This is a genomic window from Reyranella massiliensis 521 (assembly GCF_000312425.1).
Lineage (GTDB): Bacteria > Pseudomonadota > Alphaproteobacteria > Reyranellales > Reyranellaceae > Reyranella > Reyranella massiliensis.
In genome coordinates, this window is sequence record NZ_HE997181.1 from 5,666,764 (window position 1) to 5,686,772 (window position 20,009).

Genomic DNA, 20,009 nt, shown 5'->3' on the forward strand with positions numbered 1-20,009 from the left:
ACGTGCTCAGGATGGCCGACGAACTCGTGACCCGCGCAGAGGCGATCTCCAATCGGCTGCAGCTCGTGCGCGATGGCCGCGGCGGCCGCCTGCGTGTCGCCGCCGGGACATACATCCACGACATTGCGGTCCTGCCGGCCGCCATCGACCTCATCAATGCGCATCCGTCCATTCGCCTCGAGCTTCTGGAGCGGGAGTGGGCCGCCGCGGCCGGCATGTTGATGACCGATCGGGTCGACTTTGCCGTGTTCGATATCGCATCGTTACGCGGCATGCCGGCGCTGCGCGTCGAGCCTCTCGGCTCGCTGCAGGGGGTCTATTTTTGCCGGGCAGGCCACGCGCTTTTGAAGAAGTCCCCGCTGCGGCCCGACGACGTTCGCAAGTATCCCTTTGTCCTCTCGAGCATGTCGCATCTCCAGGTCGGATTGATCGAGGATATAGATCCGGGTTTCACGGTCGATCCAGTGACGGGCAATATCTTGCCGTCGATCGCGGTGTCCTCTGTCCGGGTCAGTCGCGAGATCGTCTCCGAGACGGACGCCATCGGGATCAGCCATATGAGCCAACTGATTGAAGGTCTGGCTACGGGGCGTTTTGCGATCCTCGACTTGCCTTGGCGGAAGACGCTCCCGATGGCCGAGATGGGCATCGCCTATAAGCGGGAGCTCACTCTGCCGCCCTCCGCACGTACGTTCATAGGACTCATCCGCAAACAGATGCGGGCCCAAGCGCGCTCTACGAAGTGACCTATCTCATCTCGAACGGATAGATCACTTTCCAGTCGTTCTTCATGTCGACGACGGTCCACTTGCGCCGGACGGCCTCGTTCCAGGCCGTGTCGAGCCGGCCGACCGGCGACTGGCGGTCGTAGGCATATTCGCGCATGGCATCGGTATGGTGCACCAGGCCCATGAAGCGGGCGCCCGAACCCGCGGCCGTCCATTCCAGCATCTGCTGGTCGCCGTCGGAGTTGCCGAACGCCAGGACCGGCCGGCGGCCGATATACTGGTTGATGCCCTCCGCCTTGCCGGGACCGTCGTCGATGAACTGTACCTTGGGTTCCTTGAGGAGCACGGGTCTGTTGGCGCGCAGTTCATAGCGCGTGACGCCCGAGGACCCCACGACCTGCTCCGGCGGGATGCCATAGACCCGTTCCGTCCAGGGCCGCATGAACTCGATGCCGCCGCCCGAGACGATGTAGGTCTTGAACTGGTTGGCGCGCAGCAGGGCCAACAGCTCAAGCATCGGCTGGTAGACGAGATCGGTATAGGGCCGCTTGAAGCGCGGATGGCGGGCGGTGGCCAGCCAGTCGAGCACAGCCTGGCGAAACTCCTCGGTCGTCAGGCCGGCATGTGTCGCCGCCATGATCTCGAGCAGGCCCTTCTCGCCCATTGTCGCCAGCGCATCGCGGTCGTTCGTCAGCACTGCCTTGAACGGTTCCTGCGTTCGCCATTGTGGATTGCGGCCGGCCAGGGCACGCACGCGGTCCATTGCGAACATCACCTGGACATACATCGGCTGCTCGGTCCACAGCGTGCCGTCATTGTCGAATGTGGCGATACGTTCGGGGACAGGGATCCAGTCGCGGCTGCCGCCTGTCGTGGTGCGCCGGAGGAAGTCCAGGATCGACTGCTTCGCGGGTCCGTCGTTCCACGAGGGCAGGGCATCGGCCTGGGCCCGGGCCGGAGAGATGAGAGCCGGGAGGCCGATGCCGGCCACCGTACCGGCGAGGAAAAGGCGGCGTTTCATCATCCGATCCTAGCCCAACCGGCCGCCCGTGCTAGGGTGGTCTTTCATCCCGCAATGGAGACGAGAATGGCCACGAGCACCAAGCTTCGCACGACCGAGGGGCGCGGTCGCCTGTTCGACAGCGTTTTGGATACGATCGGCGATACACCCTGCATCCGGATCAACAATCTCGGACCCAAAGGCGTGCGGATCTACGTCAAGGCCGAGGCCTACAACCCGGCCGCCTCGGTGAAGGACAGGCTGGCCGTCAACATCATCGAAGCGGCAGAGCGTAACGGCACGCTGAAGCCCGGCCAGACGGTGGTCGAGGCGACCAGCGGCAATACCGGCATCGGGCTGGCCATGGTCTGCGCGCAGAAGGGCTATCCGCTGGTCGTCACCATGGCGGAAAGCTTCTCGATCGAGCGCCGCAAGCTGATGCGCATGCTGGGTGCCAAGGTCGTCCTGACGCCGCGCGCGCAGAAGGGCTTCGGCATGTACCAGAAGGCGGTTGAGCTGGCGAAGGCGAACGGCTGGTTCCTGGCGCGCCAGTTCGAGACGGCGGCCAATGCCGAGATCCACGAATCGACGACGGCGCGCGAAATCCTGGCCGACTTCAAGGGCGAGCGCCTGGACTATTTCGTGAGCGGCTACGGCACGGGCGGCACTGTCACCGGCGTGGCGCGCGTGCTGCGCAAGGAGCGGCCCGAAACCAAGATCATCCTCGCCGAGCCGGCCAATGCGCAGCTCATCGGCAGCGGCAAGGCGCAAGAGCGCACCGCCGACGGCGCGCCGGCCGTCAGCCACCCCGCCTTCGAGCCGCACCTGATCCAGGGCTGGACGCCGGACTTCATTCCGTTGGTGCTGCAGGAGGCGATCGACAAGAAGTACTACGACGAGCGGCTGCCGATTGCCGGCCCCGAGGGCGTGAAGTGGGCGAAGGCGCTGGCGCAGAAGGAAGGCATCTTCACCGGCATCTCCGGCGGTTCGACCTTCGCCGTCGCTATGCAGATCGCTGAGAAGGCGCCGCAGGGCTCGGTCGTGCTCTGCGTGCTGCCCGATACCGGCGAGCGCTATCTCTCGACGCCGCTCTTCGAGGGCATCGTCGACGGCATGGACGAGGAGGAGACGAAGATCTCCAAGTCCACGCCCGGCTATCAGATGGACTGACGAACGCAGGCTTGAGGCTCAGCGATGCGGCTGGTGACGATAATGGTCGGCCAGCGCATCGCGGCCGAAGTCCGCCGTCAGGTCGCGCCACACGGCATGGATATGGTTGGCGCCGTTCTGCGTATTGTCGTGTTCGATCACGGTGACCGGGCCATGAACTCGGAAGTAATGCGCCTCGCCAGGCGTGAGTGAGCCTGCCCAGGCGAAGCGGAATGCCGTAATTCCCTGTTCCAGGGCGCGTCGCTTCTGTGCTGCCACCAGATCGGGCGCCAGGGCGCCGAGAAAGCGATCCATCAACGCTTCGACGAGATTGCGCTGCGCGCCGTCGAGGTCGGCCAACAGCAGACCACGCGGGTCGCCCAAATCCCGCTCGCGCTGCGGGCTCGCCACGATCTCGCCGAAGGAACGATTGGCGATGAGGGCCGCTTGACGCTGCTGGTCGGTGAGGCCAGCCATGATCTGGCGCGCCAGATCTTCCGACGTGCCCAGCAAACGAAAACCGCGATTGGGCCCGTCGCGCACCGTTGCCGGATGGGCGCCGACGAAGAACGGCGTCACCGAAATACGACCTGCGACGGGCAGAGCCACGTTCAACGAAAGATGATGGCCCTCGAAACGCCAGCCCCAGGGAAAGCGGCCAGGCGTGCCGAAGATCGAAACATAGTAGCGGCCGGGATCGCGGAAGCTGCCCTGTTGCTCCCGCAGCACGCCTTCGAGCAGGCGCACGCCGTCGAGCAGTTCCAGTCCGCGCGGATTCAACACCGACGCAAAGAGCGTGTGGGCGGCTTCGGCCTGATTGGGGCGCATCTCGCCCAGGCTCAACCCCGGGCGGGTGCGCGGGATGTAGTGCCAGTCCAGACGGTTGTCCGACTCGAAGGCGATCAACACCTTCTGGCGCTGGCCATCGTCGAGGCTTGTGAGAAACTGGGTCGCCGCTTCGGCAATGCGCTGTGCGGCGTCCACGGTCTGGGCGCTGGCAGCGCCGAAGGGCAACAGGCTCGCTGCCGCCAGTACGGCCCGCCGTGTCGGCGGACCATGCCCACCATGATGATGGTGGTGGTGATGTTCCTCGTCGTGCGGATGCCAGCCGTCGTGCGGCATGGCGGGTCCGTCAGGTCGAGGTCTTGGGATACTTCAGCGTGCAGCCATACGGCCGTGTCGAGGAATCGGTGACCGGCTTGCCGGCCAGCACTTCGTCCATGCCGATGCGCACATACTGCTTGGCCTTGGGGATGTCGGCGACATCGGCCGACGGGATCGAGTCGATGCCGCCCTTGTAGACCAGCACGCCATTGGCATTGATGATGTACATGTGCGGCGTCACGGTGGCGCCGTAAGCGCGGGCGACCTGGCTCTTGGGATCGAGCAGCACGGCGGCCGGAGCGGCATCGCGGCTCTTGGTGAGATCGTTGGCCTGCTGGGCGGTGACGTAGCCCTGCTCGCCGGTCGCCGACGAAGCGACGGTCAGCCACACCACGCCCTTGCCTGCGGCCTCGCGCTGTTGCGTCTGCATGTTCTTGGCGTTGTAGTGCTTACGCACATAGGGGCAGTCGTGGTTCGTCGTTTCGAGGACGACGACCTTGCCCTTCAGGTCGGCGAGCGACCAGGTCTTGCCGTTGCTGTCGACCGCCGTGAAAGCCGGCGCGGGCTTGCCGACATCGGGGCCGGTCGCCGCAAAGGCAGTGGCGGGAAGGAGGGCGGCGGCAGCAGTGCCCAGCATCAACGAACGACGGGGAACGACAAGGTTCGACATCTTCGCCTCCTAACGTTTGGTTTGCTCGATCGACGACAGCTCGGAGAGAACCAGCGCTTCGGTGAGAACCTGTGGCAGGATCTTCGGCTTCTCGGCGCCGGGCGCCCAGAAGAGATAGAGCGGTACGCCCGCCCGCCCGAGTTCCTTCAGCACGCCGGTGATTTCGGGGTCGCGGTTGGTCCAGTCGCCCTTAAGCTTGACGACCCCCGCCTGCTCGAAGGCCTTGCGGCTGGCTGCCGTCTCGAGCGCGACGCGCTCGTTCACCAGACACGTAATGCACCAGGCGGCAGTAAAGTCGACGAACACAGGTTTGCCGGCGGCTACGGCCTCGGCCATGCGCTCGCGGGAAAAGCGCTCCCAGCCGTCGAAGTTGACGCCGCCCGTGGCATTGCCCGAAGCAGACGCAGCCGTCGCCGGCCTGTCTTCGAGCTTCAGGACGACGCCGAAGGCCAGCAGGACGGCCACTGCGGCCACACCACGGCGCAGCCACGTGCCCGCCGACGCGGTCGAGCCGGCGCGCAGCAGCCAGATTGCAAAAGCAATCAGGACCATGCCACCCAGAGCGTAGAGCACGCCGTCGGCCCCCGTCTGCTGGGTCAGCACCCAGATCATCCAGACGGCGGAGGCGTACATCGGGAAGGCGAGGAACTGGCGCAGCCGGTCCATCCACGGACCGGGCCGCGGCATCAGCCGCTGCAGCGCCGGCGTCATCGACAGGGCGAGATAGGGCAGTGCGAGGCCAAGCCCCATCGCCAGCAGTACGGCTACGGTCGCGGGGGCGGGTTGCGCGAGGGCAAAGCCCAGGGCCGCCGCCATGAACGGCGCGGTGCAGGGCGTCGCCACGATCACGGCCAGCACGCCGGTGAAGAAGGCGCCCGTCGTCCCGCCGCGCGCGACCAGGCCTTGGCCCATTCCGGCCAGCCGGTTGCCGACCTCGAACACGCCGGAGAGGTTCAGGCCGACCACGAAGAAGAGATAGGCGATCAGCAACGAGAAGATCGGCGACTGGAATTGGAAGCCCCAGCTTACCTCGCCGGCACCGGCGCGGATCGCGAGCACGAGCGCGGCCATGGCGGCGAAGGAAACCAGCACGCCGGCCGTGTAGGCGAGCCCGTCGCGACGCATCTCGGCACGGTCATGGCCGGCCAGTCGTGCGAAGGCGGCGGCCTTCATGGCGAGCACCGGGAAAACGCAGGGCATCAGGTTGAGAATCAGGCCACCCAGCAGGGCAAAGAGCAGGGCCTGGACCAACGACAGCTCTTCGCTGCCGATGGCGCCGGCCAGCGAGGCGGAACTCGGCGTGAAGGCAGTATCGAGCTTCGCCGAAACATCGAAGGCCTGCTTCACCGTGCCGTCGGCTGTCTTCTCGGTCAGCACCAGCGTACCGGCAAGCAGCGGCGGCAGGGCGGTCTTGGCATCGCCGCGCTTTAGCGGGATGCGGATGCCGTTCGTGTCGACCATGGCATTCTGCTTGGCCATGGTTGCGACCGGGCCCCACTCGGCAGGGAAGAAGTAGACGTTGCTGATCGTGTCGGCCTTCAGGCCCTTGGCGTCGATCACCAGCGTCGGATCGCCGGACTTGGCGATGCCATAGCGCGCCGGCCACGGGCTCTCGGTCGGGATGCTGCGACGGGCCTGCTCGAACAAGGTGCGTATTGCCGGCGGCGCCGGAGTCGCCGCCGTGCCTGACGGCAGGGTCAGCTCGAACTTGCCTTCTTCCGGAATGCAGACGTCTTCGCAGACCAGCCAGTTGGCGGCAGCTTCGAGCTTCAGCGGACCCGCGAGGTCGGCCGGCGGCGTGATGCGCACCAGCAGCGTCGACTCGTCCTTGAAGCCGTAATTGATGATGCCACCAACCTCGAACAGGATCGGCGTGGGCCAAACGATGGGATCGGCCTTGGCGCCCGGCGGCAAGGTCCAGGTGATTTCGGTCGGCAGTCCCGACTCGCCGGGGTTCTTCCAATAGGTGTGCCACTTCGGACGGATCGTCTGGCGCAGCCCCACCCAGAAGGGCTCGCCGGGCTTCACCGTCGAGACGTCGGCCAGCAACTCGGTCCGCACATTGTCCGTCTGCACGACGGATTGCGCGAAGGCCGGCATCGCCGTGGCGATGGCGACCAGGATACCGAGCAAAAAAGCGGGAAAACGCGACATGATGGTTGATTAAGTGACCTCGGCCCATGGCGCTGGCAAGGCAATCCCGATCAACGCGGCGTGATATTTTGCCCTCGTGGAATCTACAGTCTAAGGTCTTGGTTCCATTGAGGAAATCATGTTGCAGCTTTATGAACGGCGTCTTCTGGGCGCGCTGGACGAACTGGCGGCGATCGGCGCCATCGACGGCGGCGGCTGTGCCCGTCTGGCTCTGACGGACGAGGACAGGGCAGGCCGCGATCTCGTCGTCGGCTGGATGAAGGAACTCGGCCTCGATGTGCGGGTCGACGCCATCGGTAATGTGATAGGATTGCGTGCCGGCCGCGAGAACCTGGCCCCGATCATGACCGGCAGCCATATCGACACGGTCCGCACTGGCGGTCGCTACGACGGCAACTACGGTGTCCTGGCCGGCCTCGAAGTCGTGCGCGTCCTGAACGAGGCCAACATAACAACACGCCGGCCGATTGCCGTCGCCTTCTTCACCAACGAAGAGGGCGCGCGCTTCCAGCCCGACATGATGGGCAGCCTGACCTATGTCGGCGGCATCGGCCTCAACGAAGCCTATGCCGCTGTCGACAAGGAGGGGGCGTCGGTTGGCGACGAGCTGCGCCGTATCGGCTATCTCGGCGCCGCCAAGCCGGGTGCGATCAGGCCGCATGCCTTCGTCGAGCTGCATATCGAGCAGGGCCCGATCCTCGACGAGGAGAAGGTGCAGATCGGCGTCGTGGAAAGCGTACAGGGCATTTCGTGGACCGAGTACACGGTCACCGGCGTCTCCAACCATGCCGGCACGACGCCGATGCGGTTGCGACGCGATGCGGGCTACCTCGCAGCGTCGGTGAACCTCTTTGCCCGTAAGCTCGCCTGGGAGATGGGCGGCAATCAGGTCGCAACGGTGGGATCGCTGGCGCTGCGGCCCAACCTGATCAACGTCGTGCCCAACCGCGCGATCTTTGCGGTCGACCTGCGCAACACCGACGAGGCGAAGCTGCAGGAAGCCGAAGCAAGGGTCGCCGCGCATATCGCCGAGGTGGCGAAAGCCGAGCGGGTCGAGGTCGAGGCCAAGGTGCTGGCGCGCTTCGAGCCGGTGATCTTCGATACGGCCCTTGTCGGGAGGGTCGAGCATCATGCCAAGGCATTGTCGCTCAGCACGCGTCGCATGCCCTCGGGCGCGGGTCACGATGCGCAGATGATGCAGCGCATATGCCCCACGGCGATGATCTTCGTGCCCTCGGTCGCGGGCCTCAGCCACAACGTCAAGGAGCACACCGAAGCCGCCGACCTCGTGGCCGGGGCCCAGGTACTCCTGAACCTGATTCTGGAACTTGCCGGCTGAAATTGTCTGACAACTTGGCAGGCGCTAGCATCGCCCGATGACCGACAAGCAGCGGCAACGGCCTCCCAACAATCTGGCCGAGCAGGTAATGGCGCGGTTGAGCTCAGACATCCGGGGGGGGCGGCTGGCGCCGGGTGCGCGCCTGCCGACCGAGCAGGCACTGACGACCGAACTGGGCGTGAGCCGTACCGTGGTGCGCGAGGCGGTCGCTGCACTGCGTGCCGACGGCCTCGTGGTGACGCGCCGCGGCTCCGGCGCCTATGTCGCCGATCCTGCCGCCGGGCCGTTCCGTATCGCCGCTTCGGGCGCCGCCGCTCTCGGCGACATCATTACGGTGATGGAGCTGCGGCTCGCGGTCGAAGTCGAGGCCGCGGCGCTGGCGACCGAGCGGGCGTCCCGCCGGCAGATCGCCATCATCCGTACGGCCTGGCGGTCGATCGACGCGGCATTGAAGCGTGGCGAGGGCGCCGTCGCCGAGGATTTCGCCTTCCATCGTGCCATCGCCGAGGCGACCGGCAACGACCAGTTCCCCCGTTTTCTGGCCTATCTCGGCAGCCATGTGATCCCGCGCCAGAGTGTGCGGCTCAGCGTCGACACGCCGGCCGAGCGACGTACCTATCTGGAACGCATCCAGCATGAGCACGCGCGCATTGTTTCTACCATCTCGGAGGGCGATCCCGCCGAGGCCCGCCGCGCTATGCGCGAGCACCTGACGCGCTCGCTGGAGCGCTATCGCACCCTTGCCGGAGGAATGAAGAATGGCCGACGCTAGGAAGATCCTGTTCACCGGAGCGGCCGGCGGCATCGGCACCATGATCCGGCCGATGCTGGCCAAGCTCTATCCCGGGCTGGTGCTGAGCGACAGGGTCGAGCCCAAGGACCTGCTGCCGACGGAGACTTTCATTGCCGCCGACCTCACGAAGCCGGACGAAGTCGCGGCCGCGGTGAAGGGCGTCGACAGCGTCATCCATCTCGGCGGTTTCTCGGTCGAAGGGCCGTGGGACACGATCCTGCAATCCAACATCATCGGCTGCTACAACATATTCGAGGCCGCGCGCGCGGCCGGCGTGAAACGGCTGATCTTCGCCTCGTCCAACCATGCGATCGGCTTCTATCCGCGCAAGCGCCGGATCGGGCCGAACGTCACGGTGCGGCCCGACAGCCGTTACGGCGTCAGCAAGGCCTTCGGCGAGGCGCTGGGGGCGCTCTATTCCGACAAGCACGGCATGGCCGTGACCTGCCTCCGGATCGGCAATGTCGGTCCCAAGCCGCTCGACGTGCGCCGGCTTTCGATCTGGATCTCGCCCGAGGACATCGTGCAGCTCATCCGCATTGGGCTGGAGCATCCCGACATCCGGTTCGAGATCCTCTACGGCGCCTCCGACAATGCTGCGGGCTGGTGGGACAATTCCCGCGCCACCGAACTCGGCTATCGCCCGACGGCCAAGTCGGAGGATCACCGGGCGCACGCCGAAGCGGAACAGGCGAAGATCGGCCCCGACCCCGTGGGCGATCTTTTCCAGGGCGGTACTTTCTGCTCCGCCGAATTCACCAACGACGTGAAGCGCGCAGGGCCTTGACGGCCCTGCGACGACCGCGATGAAATAAGCCCCAGTTCAACTCGCGATTGATTGGCGCTTGCCGAAGCGGGGCGTGGCATGCCGGGCGGTCAATTCTGGGACAAGGTGCTCGGCGTTGCCGCTTCGGGATGGTGGGCGGTGCGCGTGGTTGCCGCCACGCTCTACGCCTGCCGCGCCGCGCTGCTGGCCCTCGTCGTCGGCGGCGCGTTGCTGGTGTTCACCGACCAGGCCCGGGACATGGTGCTGGCCAGCGTCGATCCCGGCAGTTCCCTGGGAACCAAGCTTGCCCTGCTGATGGTCGTCCTGTCGTGGGCCATCACCAGTTGGTACTGGTCGCGAATCATCCTGGATGCCGACTTCGCCGTCTACCTGCGGCCCGGCCCGGACGATCCCGAATGGCGCAAGACCTGGCATGCTTGGGTTTGCGAATGGACGCCACGCCTGATCGGCTTTGCCAGCATCGGCTGCGTGGCACTCACCTTCGAGTCCGGCCATGCAGCCTATCGCGATGCCCATGCGCTCAAGGAGGCCGCCGTCTACGAGCGCTATGCCTGGGGTATTGCGCTGGTGGCGGTCGTCTTTCTGCTGCTGGTGTGGATACGCCGTGGCCTGAACAGCAAGGTGCGCCAGCGCATGGGCACCGGCACGAAGCTGGCGCGGATCGCGTCGGGCCTTTCGCTCGGATTGGGCTGGTTCGTGCTGGCAGTTTCGTTGGCCGCGTCGCCCGTCTTCTTCTACCTGTTCGCCACCGATCCGGTCGGCACATCCAGGCTGTTCGGCAACAGCGTCAACGTCGTGCTCGTTGGACTGGCGCTCATCACGCCAGCTCTCAGCTTCATCGTTCTCCTGTCGGCCTATACCAAACTGCCGCTGTTCGCCACGGTTCTGCTGTTGCTCGCCTTTGTGCCGGAGATTGCCGGCGACTATCACGATGTCCGGCTGTGCGATGGCGAGAAATGCGCCAAGTTCGAGGCGCCCGGCCGGCCGGCGGACTCTGCGGGGACTCGATCGAAGTTCGCCCTCAAGGAAGTGTTTCTGAGATGGTGGGATGCGAACACCGAACCCGACATGGTTGCGTCCCTGCATGAACCGGCGGTGGCCGACGGCGAGGTGCGCGACCCGGATGACGTGCGCGTCCCGCCTTTGATCATGGTCGCCGCGGCCGGCGGTGCCAGCCGGGCGGCGTTCTGGACGTCGCTGGTGCTGGGCGAGCTGGCGGCACGCGAACGGCACTTCGCCGAGCGCGTGTTTCTGATCAGCGGCGTCTCCGGCGGGTCACTGGGCGCCACGGTGTTCCGTTCGCTCGTCGAGGAAGACCGGCTCGCTGTCGGAGGCCGCGGCTCGTCGTTTCTTCTCGACGCTCCCAGGCAGTCGGCGAACTTCCTCGAAAGCGATTTTCTCGGCCCGGCGCTCGGCGTCGGCATGTACGTCGATTTGCCGATGAGCGCGGTGTCGTTTCTTGGCCAGTCCGGCCGGCCGCTTGACCGGGCGACAGCGCTGGAGATGGCCTGGGAACAGGCCTGGCGGGAGTCGGCGGAAGCGGAGAAGCCGCGCAGATTCGACTGGAGCGACGGGTTCACGAAGACATTCCGCGCCAACGATCGCAACTGGCCGATCTTGGCGCTGAACGGGACATCTGTCGCAAAGGGCAAGCGCATCATCACGTCGAATGCGGAGTTTCAGGTCTCCGACCCTGCCGGCAATCTCGACGTCGCGCGGACCGTCTCCCAGCCCGATACCCGCTACGAGACCTTCCGGTTCCTCAACGAGGATATTCCGATCAGTACGGCCGTGACGATGAGTGCGCGTTTTCCCGGCATCTCGCCGACGGGAGGGATGCGCCGAAAGGTGAATGGCCAGGAAATGCTGGTGGCGCGAGTCACGGACGGCGGACTGTTCGAAAATTTCGGCGCCGCCACCGCGGACGAGACCCTTCGCTATCTCGGCTCGCGCATCTCGGAGTCGCAGTCTACGGCGGCGGGCTTCGTGAAGAGGCCGATCCTGCCCTTCGTCATCGTGATCAGCAGCGATCCGTCTCTCGATCCGATCCTTGCTTCGGAATCGATCGTGCGGACGAGCCGCAAGACGGTGATCCCGGACTGCGATCAGGGTGCTACCGTCGCTCTCTCGCCGGGCAATCGCCGCGACGAATGCCCGACGCCGACGCTCGAGAGTTCGTCCGTCGTCATCGATCCCTTGCGTGCGCTCTATGGCGGTCGCGTCGCGCGCGGCGAGTCTGCCGTGGCGACGCTGTTCGACCGCACTCGGGACCTCTTCTATTCCACCTACGACAACCTGCATCCGAGATTAGGCGAGGAGGCGCTGCGCGCACAGATCGGCGAGCGCTACCAGGTGCCGTTCTTCCACTTCCGGCAATGTCGCATACAGGGCCGCAAAGGCCCGACCATGAGCTGGCACGACTCCGGCTCGTCCTGGGATGTGCTGCGGATCATGACGGGCTTGCGCGGCGAGCGCGACCCCCAACGCGCACCTGCCGGAAACGCGGCGGTCGACAAGGCGACACTGGAGGCCATCGACAAGGATCAGTGCTCGAATGCCTCGGAGTTCTTCAGGCTGTGCCTGTACCTCACGAAGGCGGTCGGCGTCCTCGATCCGGCCACACAAAGCCGGACGCGCCCCATGAGCAGTGCCGAAGCCGAAGAGGCCGCTCGCCTCGACTGCGGGAAGAGGTGGCCCGCGCCGCTCCGTTAGCCGTAGAGTGCCCGTTATCGGCGGCGGGAGCCGCCATACGAGGATGACGGTAACGATGACGCGTTTTCTGACTGTCGGCGCCGCGCAGATGGGTCCCATTCAGCGCAACCATACGCGCCGCGACGTGGTGGAGCGGCTGGTCGCCCATCTGCGCGAGGCCAAGCGCATGGGCTGCGAACTCGTGGTCTTTCCCGAGCTCACCCTGACGACGTTCTTTCCGCGCTGGTGGATGGCGGATCAGACGGAGATCGATTCCTTCTTCGAGCAGGAGATGCCCTCGAACGAGACGGCGCCGCTTTTCAACGAGGCGAGGCGTCTCGCGATGGGCTTCTGCCTGGGCTATGCCGAACTCGCGAACGAAGATGGCAAGGTGCGCCGCTTCAACACCTCGATCCTGGTCGAGCGCGACGGAGGCATCGTCGGCAAGTACCGCAAGATCCATCTGCCGGGCCATGTCGAGCACGAACCCGAACGGCCGTTCCAGCATCTGGAGAAACGCTACTTCGAGGTCGGCAATCTCGGCTTCCCGGTCGTGAAGGCGTTCGGCGGCAACATGGGCATGTGCATCTGCAACGACCGCCGCTGGCCGGAGACCTATCGCGTGATGGGCCTGCAGAATGTCGAGATGGTGCTGCTGGGCTACAACACGCCGCTGCACAACGCGCCAGCACCCGACCACGACGAGCATTCCTGGTTCCACAACCAGCTCTCCATGCAGGCCGGGGCCTATCAGAACGGCACCTGGGTCGTCGGTGTCGCCAAGGGTGGCGCCGAGGAGGGCGTGCCGTCGCTGGCCGACAGCATGATCGTGGCGCCATCCGGCAAGGTGGTCGCGCGGGCTGCCGGAGACGGCGACGAGCTGGTGGTGCATCGCTGCGACCTCGATGCCGGCAGGAGCTACAAGACGACCACCTTCAACTTCGCCGTCCATCGCCAGCCCGATCAGTACCGCCTGATCGTCGACCGCAAGGGCGCCATCGATCCCGCCTAAGACGCCGAGCCGTGCAATCGATTGCCTGGCCGGGACCAGCTGAGGTTACCGCGGTGTAACGCCTTGCTATCGCTCGATCTATTGATTACCTGAGTGCGCGCCCGGCGGGGACGACCTCGCCATCATTGGGCAAGTGTCGGGACGGCCCGACTTCTTGCAAAGGGTGCGTCCGATGGCTTGGTTGATTCTTTTCATTGCCGGTCTCTGCGAGATCGGCTGGGCGATCGGCCTGAAATATACCGATGGCTTTTCCCGCCTCGTGCCGTCTGTTTTGACAGGCGTGGCGATGCTCGTGAGCATCGTCCTGCTGGGCATTGCGCTGAAGACGCTGCCGGTCGGTACAGGCTATGCGGTGTGGACGGGGATCGGGGCCGTCGGTACGGCGATCCTCGGCATCTTCCTGTTCGGCGAGTCGACCGACATTGCTCGGTTGGCGTCGATCGGGCTGATCGTCGCCGGCATCATCGGCCTGAAGTTCACGAGCGCGGTCTAGACCACGGCGCTGCGGGCAAACTTGCCGTAGCTCCGGTCGGGCGTGCCGCGGAACAACGACATGTGCGTGTGGGTGGCCACAAACGGATCGCCCACCGCCTTGCGACCCATGACGGTCGTCGTGCGGCCTGGACGGTCGAACCTGTCGCCGTTGGGATGGTAGCCGTCGGATTGCCACACGCCCATGCCGACGGCAGTGAGCCGGTCGGCGGAGACGATCGCTTCGATCTTGTCGAGGTCGTAGCGGAACTCGCGGATCGTGCCCCACACGTTGCGCCACTGCTTCTGCTCGGCAAGGTCGCGGCCGATCATGAAATCGGTAAAGGTGCCGAAGGCGATCATGTCCTCGGCAAAGATCGGACGTGCACCCTCGTAGTCGACGGCACGGCAGTGCTTCGACAGCGTGTCGAACCAGGCGCGCACGGCGGCGAGATCGTCGGGATGCACGGGCGAACGAAGATTCATCTCAGGCCTCCTAAAGTCCGTACCTCTGCCAGTGCCAGCGCTCCTCGACCGCAGCAAGGGTCGAGGGACCGATGTCTTCCAGTCCGGCCCGCAGGCCGAAGCGAGACAGGAGGCGGCGTCGCGGGCCAATTACCGGCAGCCGCACCTTGTCGCCGTAGCGCGCCTGCAGCGTGGCACGCAGCTCGCCCATGCCGTCGGCCAGACCGAGTTCAAGGCCGCGCTTGCCGGTCCAGAACTCGCCCGAGAACAGGAGACTCTCGTCGCCACGCAGTAGCTTGCCGCGACGCTCGCGCACCCAGCCCTTGAAGCCGTCGTGGATCTCGGCCTGCAGGCGCTTCAGCCGGTCGACATCCTCTTCCTGCTCGGGCCGGAACGGATCGAGCATCGACTTGCGCTCGCCGGATGTGTGCAGGCGGCGCTCGACGCCGATGCGGGCCAGCAGGTCCTGGAAGCCGAAGCCGGCGCTGATCACGCCGATGGAACCCACGATCGAACTGGGGTCGACGACGATCTCGTCGGCGGCGCAGGCGATCCAGTAGCCGCCCGATGCGGCGACATCCTCGACGAAGGCCACCACCGGCAGGCCCTTCTCGGCGGCATGCAGGCGAATGCGCTGGGCGATCAGGGACGACTGGACCGGCGAGCCGCCGGGCGAGTTCAGCGCGATCGCGACCGCCTTGGCGCCGCGCATGTCGAAGGCGCGCTTGAGCAGCGGCGCGACCGATTCGATCGACAGGCTGCGGCCACCGAGCATCCCTCCCGATGCGATCACGCCTGAAAGACGAACGACAGGCACGACCGGCCCGCGGCGAAAGCGATCCCTGATCCAATTCAGCATGGCGGCACTGTCGCGGCGGCCGGACGGGAAGGCAAGCGCCCTAGAACGGGAGCGGTTGCGCGTGACGCAGCACGGCCTCAGCCTCGTCGGTGTAGCCGCCCGATGCGCGATGCAGGAGGAGCGGCGGCGCCTCGGTCCGAAGCAATCGGTCGGCGCGTCGGGCGCGGACCAGCACGCGCGCCGCAGGCGGCAGACGCTTCACCGTAACGTCGCCCCAGCCCAATGCCGCGAGGTGACCGACGATCTCCTCCAGGCGGTCGCTGCGGTGGATTGCGATCAGGGTCCCTGCGGGTTTCAGCGCGCCGGTCGCTACCTCGAGCCAGCGTGCAAGATCGGCGCTCGATTCGACGGTCGCCAGTGCCTTGCTGGGGTCGGGCGATGGATCCGCGACGGCAGCCGCCAGATAGGGCGGGTTGGTCGCAACATGGTCGAAGAGGCCGAGATCGCCCGGCAGCGGGTCGGCGAGGTCGTGCACCAGTGTCTGCACGCGCTCGCCGGCGTCGTTCAGGGCGGCATTCCGACTGGCCAGCGCGGCCAGGGCAGGTTGCAGTTCGATGCCCACAATCGTGCAATCGGGCACGCGCGCAGCCAGGCAAAGCCCCACGGCGGCAACGCCGGCGCCGAGATCGAGAACGCGCTCGCCGGCCCGAGCCTCGACCGCAGCAGCCAGCAGAACCGCGTCGACGGCAATCCGATACCCCCGACTCGGCTGCAACAAGCGTACCCGGCCGCCCAGGAGAGCGTTTTCTGTCGACTGCATTTCCATGCTAGGGATCATCTCACGACATCGTGTCGCAACAATCAGGCTCTACCGGAGAGTTAATCTCGCGTCATGGCAACCGTCGTCTCTCTCGAAGGCAAGCGCAAGGCGCCGAGTCTCGAACCGCTGCTGTCGCTCTGCGCCGATGACATGGTTCAGGTCGATCGCGAGATCCTGGCACGCATGCGTTCGCCGGTTGCGCTGATTCCCGAGCTTGCCAATCACCTGGTCGGTGCCGGCGGCAAGCGCATGCGTCCGCTGCTCACGGTGGCGGCCGCACGGCTCTGCGGCTTTCAGGACGGCAGCGACCGCCACATCAAGCTCGCGACCTGCGTCGAGTTCATCCATTCGGCGACGCTTCTGCATGACGACGTTGTCGATGTGAGCGCGCTTCGGCGCGGCAAGCCGTCGGCTAATACCGTGTGGGGCGACAAGGCGTCGGTACTGGTGGGCGATTTCCTGTTCACGCGCTCCTTCGAGCTGATGGTCGATGTCGGCTCGCTCGACATCCTGGGCGTGCTGTCGCGCGCCTCTTCGACCATCGCCGAGGGCGAGGTGCTGCAGCTTGTCAGCCAGCGCGACATCAGTACGCCCGAGTCGACCTATCTCGAAGTGATCAAGGCCAAGACGGCCAAGCTGTTCGCCGCGGCGGCCGAGGTCGGCGCGATGGTGGCCGGCCGCAACGGGCCGGAGCGGGTGGCGCTCGAGAGCTTCGGCATGAATCTCGGCATTGCCTTCCAGCTCGTCGACGATGCGCTCGACTATTCCGGCCGCGAAGCCAAGCTCGGCAAGTCGGTCGGGGACGATTTCCGCGAAGGCAAGATCACCCTGCCGGTGATCCTGGCCTTCCTGCGCGGTGGCGCGGTCGATCGCGAATTCTGGAAGCGCACTATCGAGAAGCTGGATCAGCGCGACGGTGACCTCGAACAGGCCCAGACCTTGATCGAGCGTCACGGCGCATTGGCCGACACGCTGGAGCGGGCGCGCCACTACGGCGCCATGGCGCGCGACGGGCTCGGCCTCTTTCCCGCGTCGCCGCTCAAGGCCGCTCTGCTCGAAGCGGTCGATTTCGCTATCGATCGCGCCCACTAGCACCAGGGCACGCGATGGCCGGCCGTCATATCCTTGCCATCGACCAGGGCACGACCAGCACCCGCGCCATCGTCTTCGATGCTACTGGCCATCCGGTTGCCTCGGCGCAGAAGGAACTGCCGCAGATTTTTCCGCGGCCCGGCTGGGTCGAGCACGATCCGGAGGAGATCTGGTCGGCCACGGTCGAGGTCTGCCGCGGCGCCCTCGCCAAGGCGAAGCTCGACGCGTCGGCGCTGGCCGGCATCGGCATCACCAATCAGCGCGAGACCACGGTCGTGTGGGATCGCGCGACCGGCAAGCCGGTCCACAATGCCATCGTCTGGCAGGACCGCCGCACCGCCGAGCGCTGCCAGGCGCTGAAGCAGGCGGGGCACGAGAAGATCTTCTCCGACCGCACCGGCCTGCTGCTCGATCCGTATTTCGCCGGCACCAAGATCGAGTGGATCCTGGATCATGTCGCAGGGGCTCGCGCGGCGGCGGAGAAGGGCGCACTCGCGGCAGGCACCATCGAGTGCTTCCTGCTGTGGCGCCTGACCGGCGGCAAGGTCCATGCGAGCGACGCCACCAACGCCAGCCGCTCTTTGCTCCTCGATATCCGCAAGGGCGCCTGGGACCCGGAGCTGATGCAGCTCCTGCATGTGCCGGCGTCGCTGCTGCCGCAGGTCGTCGATTGTTCGGGTGAGCTGGGCGTTACCACAGCCGACATCATCGGCGCGCCGGTGCCGATCCTGGGCATGGCTGGCGATCAGCAGGCGGCCACCGTGGGCCAGGCCTGCATCCGCCCCGGCATGGTCAAGGCGACCTACGGTACGGGCTGCTTCGCGCTCCTGAACACCGGCAGCCTGGCCATGCATTCGCGGTCGCGGCTGCTCACGACCATCGCCTATCAGATCGGCGGGCGGCGGACCTATGCGCTGGAAGGCAGCATCTTCATCGCGGGTGCCGCCGTGCAATGGCTGCGCGACGGGCTTCGCCTCATCAGCAAGTCGGCGGATGTCGAGGCGCTGGCGCGCGGCGCCAAGGATGCCCATGGCGTCTACATGGTACCAGCCTTCGTGGGCCTCGGTGCGCCCTACTGGGATGCCGAAGCGCGTGGCGCGATCCTGGGCCTGACGCGCGATTCGGGTCCCGGCGAGATCGCCGCCGCCACCCTCGATTCGGTGTGCTACCAGACCCGCGATCTGGTGGAGGCGATGCGCGCCGACGGGGCGCAGATCGACGACCTGAGGGTCGATGGCGGCATGGTCGTGAACGACCCGCTGATGCAGCGGCTGGCGGATACAGTCGGTGCGCCGGTGGAGCGGCCGCAGGTGACGGAGACCACCGCCCTGGGCGCGGCGTTCCTGGCGGGGCTGGCGACAGGGCTCTGGCCCTCGCTGGAGGCGCTATCCAAGACCTGGGTGCTCGACCGGGCTTTCAAGCCCGCCGAAGACACGATTTCGCGCGACCGCCGCTATGCCGGCTGGAAGGATGCCGTGCGCCGGGTGCGTAGTTCCTGATTGCTGCCCGGTGGCCCGGCCATTAGGTTGCCGGCGCCATGAAAGCCCCTTCGAATCCCGTCTACAGCAGTATCGATACCACCGACCTTGCCCAGGCCGCCAAGCTCATTCAGAGCATTGCCGGCGGGCCCAAGCCGGCCGTTGGCGGCATCAAGCTGGGGCTTGAGTTTTTCCTCGCCCATGGTGCGCCGGGCGTTCGCTATGCCTTTCCTGTGCCGGTACGCGCGACCGGAGTCGGCTTCTTCCTCGACCTCAAGCTGCACGATATTCCCAACACCGTGGCCGGCGGTATCCGTGCCGTCGTCGAGCTGGCGCCGACCTACATCACCATCCACGCCAGCGGCGGCCGGGAGATGATGAAGGCCGCCGTCGAAGAGGCCGGTGCGCAGGCGGCCAGGCTCAATGTGCCGCGGCCGAAGCTGCTGGGGGTCACGGTGCTGACCTCGCTCGACCGATCCGACCTCGAAGCGACCGGCATCGACGCCGATCCGTCGGATCAGGTGCTGCGGCTCGCGGCCTTGGCACAGGAGAGCGGACTCGACGGCGCGATCTGCTCGCCGCACGAGATCGTGGCCCTGCGCAAGAAATGCGGCCCGGCGTTCGTGCTGATGGTGCCCGGCATTCGGCCTGTCGGGAGTGCCGCCGACGACCAGAAGCGGGCGATGACGCCGCGTCAGGCGGTCGATCTCGGCGCCAGCCATCTCGTGGTAGGCCGGCCGATCTATCAGGCGGCCGATCCGCGCGCCGCGGCGGAAGCCATCGCGCGCGAAGCCGGCGTCAACGACCTATGACCGTCGAGGCCAAGATCTGCGGGCTCTCGACGCCGGAAACGCTCGATGCCGCGGTCCAGGCCGGTGCCCGCTGGGTGGGCTTCGTCACGTTCCCCAAGTCGCCCCGCCACATTGGCTCGCTCGATCTCCTGAAGGCGTTGGGGGCGAGGGTGCCCGCGAGCGTCGGGCGCGTCGGCCTGTTCGTCGATCCCGACGATGTGCTGATCGACGAGCGCCTGGCGACCGGCGCCATCGACATGCTCCAGCTCCACGGATCGGAGACGCCGGAGCGCGTGGCGGCGCTCAGGGCACGCACCGGCAAGCAGGTGATGAAGGCCATCAAGGTCGCACGCCCCGAGGATGTCGAGCGGGGCATTGCGGCCTATGCCGGCGTGGCCGATCGGCTGATGTTCGATGCCGCCGACGGCACCTTGCCCGGCGGCAATGCCAAATCCTTCGACTGGACGATCCTGTCGGGCCGCAAGGTGCCTCTGCCGTGGCTTCTCGCCGGTGGTCTCACGCCCGACAATGTCGCCGACGCGGCGCGCGTTACGGGAGCGCCGGCCGTCGACGTTTCTTCTGGCGTCGAAGCCAGTCGAGGTGTGAAATCAATCGAGTTGATTCGCGCCTTCCTCGACAGGGTCAAGGCGCTCTGAGGGGAGAGAC

At 66.3% G+C, this 20,009-nt stretch carries 19 protein-coding genes; 12 read left to right on the forward strand and 7 right to left on the reverse strand.

Annotated elements, in window-relative coordinates; translation table 11 throughout:
• Nucleotides 1-11: 11 nt before the first annotated feature.
• Entirely contained in the window at nucleotides 12-746 is a 735-nt protein-coding gene (locus tag BN60_RS27700; RefSeq protein WP_245539849.1) for a substrate-binding domain-containing protein, read from the forward strand.
• A gap of 1 nt (nucleotide 747) precedes the next feature.
• On the opposite strand, the gene BN60_RS27705 is transcribed toward BN60_RS27700, so the two are convergent.
• Nucleotides 748-1,749 carry an HAD family hydrolase gene (locus BN60_RS27705; protein ID WP_020699455.1) on the reverse strand — a complete coding sequence of 334 codons (1,002 nt, stop codon included), beginning with the start codon at nucleotides 1,747-1,749 and terminating at the stop codon, nucleotides 748-750.
• Nucleotides 1,750-1,815: 66 nt separating this feature from the next.
• Here BN60_RS27705 and BN60_RS27710 point away from each other — a divergent pair, with 66 nt between their 5' ends.
• Nucleotides 1,816-2,898, forward strand: coding sequence for a PLP-dependent cysteine synthase family protein (locus tag BN60_RS27710; RefSeq protein ID WP_020699456.1), 1,083 nt, complete (start codon nucleotides 1,816-1,818; stop codon nucleotides 2,896-2,898).
• A gap of 18 nt (nucleotides 2,899-2,916) precedes the next feature.
• On the opposite strand, the gene BN60_RS27715 is transcribed toward BN60_RS27710, so the two are convergent.
• The 3 genes from BN60_RS27715 to BN60_RS27725 are packed head-to-tail and all read right to left on the reverse strand — an operon-like array spanning nucleotide 2,917 to nucleotide 6,805.
• On the reverse strand, nucleotides 2,917-3,999 hold the full coding sequence (locus tag BN60_RS27715) for a DUF3500 domain-containing protein (protein ID WP_020699457.1): 1,083 nt from the start codon (nucleotides 3,997-3,999) through the stop codon (nucleotides 2,917-2,919).
• Nucleotides 4,000-4,009: 10 nt separating this feature from the next.
• Nucleotides 4,010-4,651 (reverse strand): thioredoxin family protein, encoded by a 642-nt coding sequence (locus BN60_RS27720; RefSeq protein WP_020699458.1) that lies wholly within the window; start codon nucleotides 4,649-4,651, stop codon nucleotides 4,010-4,012.
• A gap of 9 nt (nucleotides 4,652-4,660) precedes the next feature.
• Nucleotides 4,661-6,805 (reverse strand): protein-disulfide reductase DsbD family protein, encoded by a 2,145-nt coding sequence (locus BN60_RS27725; RefSeq protein WP_020699459.1) that lies wholly within the window; start codon nucleotides 6,803-6,805, stop codon nucleotides 4,661-4,663.
• Nucleotides 6,806-6,923: 118 nt separating this feature from the next.
• Here BN60_RS27725 and BN60_RS27730 point away from each other — a divergent pair, with 118 nt between their 5' ends.
• The 6 genes from BN60_RS27730 to sugE all read left to right on the forward strand — a co-directional run bounded on the left by BN60_RS27730 (nucleotide 6,924) and on the right by sugE (nucleotide 13,920).
• Nucleotides 6,924-8,144 (forward strand): Zn-dependent hydrolase, encoded by a 1,221-nt coding sequence (locus BN60_RS27730; RefSeq protein ID WP_020699460.1) that lies wholly within the window; start codon nucleotides 6,924-6,926, stop codon nucleotides 8,142-8,144.
• Between the two features lie 37 nt (nucleotides 8,145-8,181).
• Complete coding sequence (locus BN60_RS27735; protein WP_020699461.1) at nucleotides 8,182-8,916, forward strand: FadR/GntR family transcriptional regulator; 735 nt, start codon at nucleotides 8,182-8,184, stop codon at nucleotides 8,914-8,916.
• Nucleotides 8,903-9,724, forward strand: a complete 822-nt coding sequence (locus BN60_RS27740; protein ID WP_020699462.1) for an NAD-dependent epimerase/dehydratase family protein — start codon at nucleotides 8,903-8,905, stop codon at nucleotides 9,722-9,724. The genes BN60_RS27735 and BN60_RS27740 overlap by 14 nt, the downstream gene beginning before the upstream one ends.
• A 78-nt stretch (nucleotides 9,725-9,802) precedes the next feature.
• Nucleotides 9,803-12,436: a hypothetical protein gene (locus BN60_RS27745; protein WP_148283541.1), complete on the forward strand. Its 2,634-nt coding sequence runs from the start codon at nucleotides 9,803-9,805 to the stop codon at nucleotides 12,434-12,436.
• Between the two features lie 55 nt (nucleotides 12,437-12,491).
• Nucleotides 12,492-13,427, forward strand: a complete 936-nt coding sequence (locus BN60_RS27750) for an N-carbamoyl-D-amino-acid hydrolase (RefSeq protein ID WP_020699464.1) — start codon at nucleotides 12,492-12,494, stop codon at nucleotides 13,425-13,427.
• A 172-nt stretch (nucleotides 13,428-13,599) separates the two neighbouring features.
• The gene (sugE, locus tag BN60_RS27755; protein ID WP_020699465.1) at nucleotides 13,600-13,920 is read left to right on the forward strand and encodes a quaternary ammonium compound efflux SMR transporter SugE; all 321 of its coding nucleotides are present in this window, start codon (nucleotides 13,600-13,602) and stop codon (nucleotides 13,918-13,920) included.
• On the opposite strand, the gene BN60_RS27760 is transcribed toward sugE, so the two are convergent.
• Genes BN60_RS27760 through BN60_RS27770 form a run of 3 tightly spaced genes read right to left on the reverse strand, consistent with a single transcriptional unit; the run spans nucleotide 13,917 to nucleotide 16,000 of the window.
• Entirely contained in the window at nucleotides 13,917-14,384 is a 468-nt protein-coding gene (locus tag BN60_RS27760) for a YybH family protein (protein WP_020699466.1), read from the reverse strand. The two genes, sugE and BN60_RS27760, sit on opposite strands and share 4 nt — an antisense overlap.
• Nucleotides 14,385-14,394: 10 nt before the next feature.
• Nucleotides 14,395-15,222: a S49 family peptidase gene (locus tag BN60_RS27765; protein WP_043284410.1), complete on the reverse strand. Its 828-nt coding sequence runs from the start codon at nucleotides 15,220-15,222 to the stop codon at nucleotides 14,395-14,397.
• A 40-nt stretch (nucleotides 15,223-15,262) separates the two neighbouring features.
• Nucleotides 15,263-16,000, reverse strand: a complete 738-nt coding sequence (locus BN60_RS27770; RefSeq protein ID WP_043284412.1) for a tRNA1(Val) (adenine(37)-N6)-methyltransferase — start codon at nucleotides 15,998-16,000, stop codon at nucleotides 15,263-15,265.
• 54 nt (nucleotides 16,001-16,054) lie between these two features.
• Here BN60_RS27770 and BN60_RS27775 point away from each other — a divergent pair, with 54 nt between their 5' ends.
• The 4 genes from BN60_RS27775 to BN60_RS27790 are packed head-to-tail and all read left to right on the forward strand — an operon-like array spanning nucleotide 16,055 to nucleotide 19,999.
• A complete protein-coding gene (locus BN60_RS27775; RefSeq protein ID WP_020699469.1) occupies nucleotides 16,055-17,074 on the forward strand; it encodes a polyprenyl synthetase family protein in 1,020 nt (339 codons plus the stop codon).
• 14 nt (nucleotides 17,075-17,088) lie between these two features.
• Nucleotides 17,089-18,573, forward strand: coding sequence for a glycerol kinase GlpK (gene glpK, locus BN60_RS27780; RefSeq protein WP_020699470.1), 1,485 nt, complete (start codon nucleotides 17,089-17,091; stop codon nucleotides 18,571-18,573).
• Nucleotides 18,574-18,611: 38 nt separating this feature from the next.
• A complete protein-coding gene (pyrF, locus tag BN60_RS27785) occupies nucleotides 18,612-19,364 on the forward strand; it encodes an orotidine-5'-phosphate decarboxylase (RefSeq protein WP_020699471.1) in 753 nt (250 codons plus the stop codon).
• On the forward strand, nucleotides 19,361-19,999 hold the full coding sequence (locus BN60_RS27790) for a phosphoribosylanthranilate isomerase (RefSeq protein ID WP_020699472.1): 639 nt from the start codon (nucleotides 19,361-19,363) through the stop codon (nucleotides 19,997-19,999). The genes pyrF and BN60_RS27790 overlap by 4 nt, the downstream gene beginning before the upstream one ends.
• The last annotated feature ends 10 nt before the right edge of the window (nucleotides 20,000-20,009 follow it).

What these genes read in the sequence shown, in the direction of transcription:
- glpK (WP_020699470.1), top strand. Translation starts at nt 17,089, where the DNA reads ATGGCCGGCCGTCATATCCTTGCCATCGACCAGGGCACGACCAGCACC.
- pyrF (WP_020699471.1), top strand. Translation starts at nt 18,612, where the DNA reads ATGAAAGCCCCTTCGAATCCCGTCTACAGCAGTATCGATACCACCGAC.
- BN60_RS27790 (WP_020699472.1), top strand. Translation starts at nt 19,361, where the DNA reads ATGACCGTCGAGGCCAAGATCTGCGGGCTCTCGACGCCGGAAACGCTC.
- BN60_RS27705 (WP_020699455.1), bottom strand. Translation starts at nt 1,749, where the DNA reads ATGAAACGCCGCCTTTTCCTCGCCGGTACGGTGGCCGGCATCGGCCTC.
- BN60_RS27770 (WP_043284412.1), bottom strand. Translation starts at nt 16,000, where the DNA reads ATGATCCCTAGCATGGAAATGCAGTCGACAGAAAACGCTCTCCTGGGC.
- BN60_RS27760 (WP_020699466.1), bottom strand. Translation starts at nt 14,384, where the DNA reads ATGAATCTTCGTTCGCCCGTGCATCCCGACGATCTCGCCGCCGTGCGC.
- sugE (WP_020699465.1), top strand. Translation starts at nt 13,600, where the DNA reads ATGGCTTGGTTGATTCTTTTCATTGCCGGTCTCTGCGAGATCGGCTGG.
- BN60_RS27700 (WP_245539849.1), top strand. Translation starts at nt 12, where the DNA reads ATGGCCGACGAACTCGTGACCCGCGCAGAGGCGATCTCCAATCGGCTG.
- BN60_RS27735 (WP_020699461.1), top strand. Translation starts at nt 8,182, where the DNA reads ATGACCGACAAGCAGCGGCAACGGCCTCCCAACAATCTGGCCGAGCAG.
- BN60_RS27765 (WP_043284410.1), bottom strand. Translation starts at nt 15,222, where the DNA reads ATGCTGAATTGGATCAGGGATCGCTTTCGCCGCGGGCCGGTCGTGCCT.
- BN60_RS27775 (WP_020699469.1), top strand. Translation starts at nt 16,055, where the DNA reads ATGGCAACCGTCGTCTCTCTCGAAGGCAAGCGCAAGGCGCCGAGTCTC.
- BN60_RS27725 (WP_020699459.1), bottom strand. Translation starts at nt 6,805, where the DNA reads ATGTCGCGTTTTCCCGCTTTTTTGCTCGGTATCCTGGTCGCCATCGCC.
- BN60_RS27715 (WP_020699457.1), bottom strand. Translation starts at nt 3,999, where the DNA reads ATGCCGCACGACGGCTGGCATCCGCACGACGAGGAACATCACCACCAC.
- BN60_RS27730 (WP_020699460.1), top strand. Translation starts at nt 6,924, where the DNA reads ATGTTGCAGCTTTATGAACGGCGTCTTCTGGGCGCGCTGGACGAACTG.
- BN60_RS27750 (WP_020699464.1), top strand. Translation starts at nt 12,492, where the DNA reads ATGACGCGTTTTCTGACTGTCGGCGCCGCGCAGATGGGTCCCATTCAG.
- BN60_RS27720 (WP_020699458.1), bottom strand. Translation starts at nt 4,651, where the DNA reads ATGTCGAACCTTGTCGTTCCCCGTCGTTCGTTGATGCTGGGCACTGCT.
- BN60_RS27740 (WP_020699462.1), top strand. Translation starts at nt 8,903, where the DNA reads ATGGCCGACGCTAGGAAGATCCTGTTCACCGGAGCGGCCGGCGGCATC.
- BN60_RS27745 (WP_148283541.1), top strand. Translation starts at nt 9,803, where the DNA reads ATGCCGGGCGGTCAATTCTGGGACAAGGTGCTCGGCGTTGCCGCTTCG.
- BN60_RS27710 (WP_020699456.1), top strand. Translation starts at nt 1,816, where the DNA reads ATGGCCACGAGCACCAAGCTTCGCACGACCGAGGGGCGCGGTCGCCTG.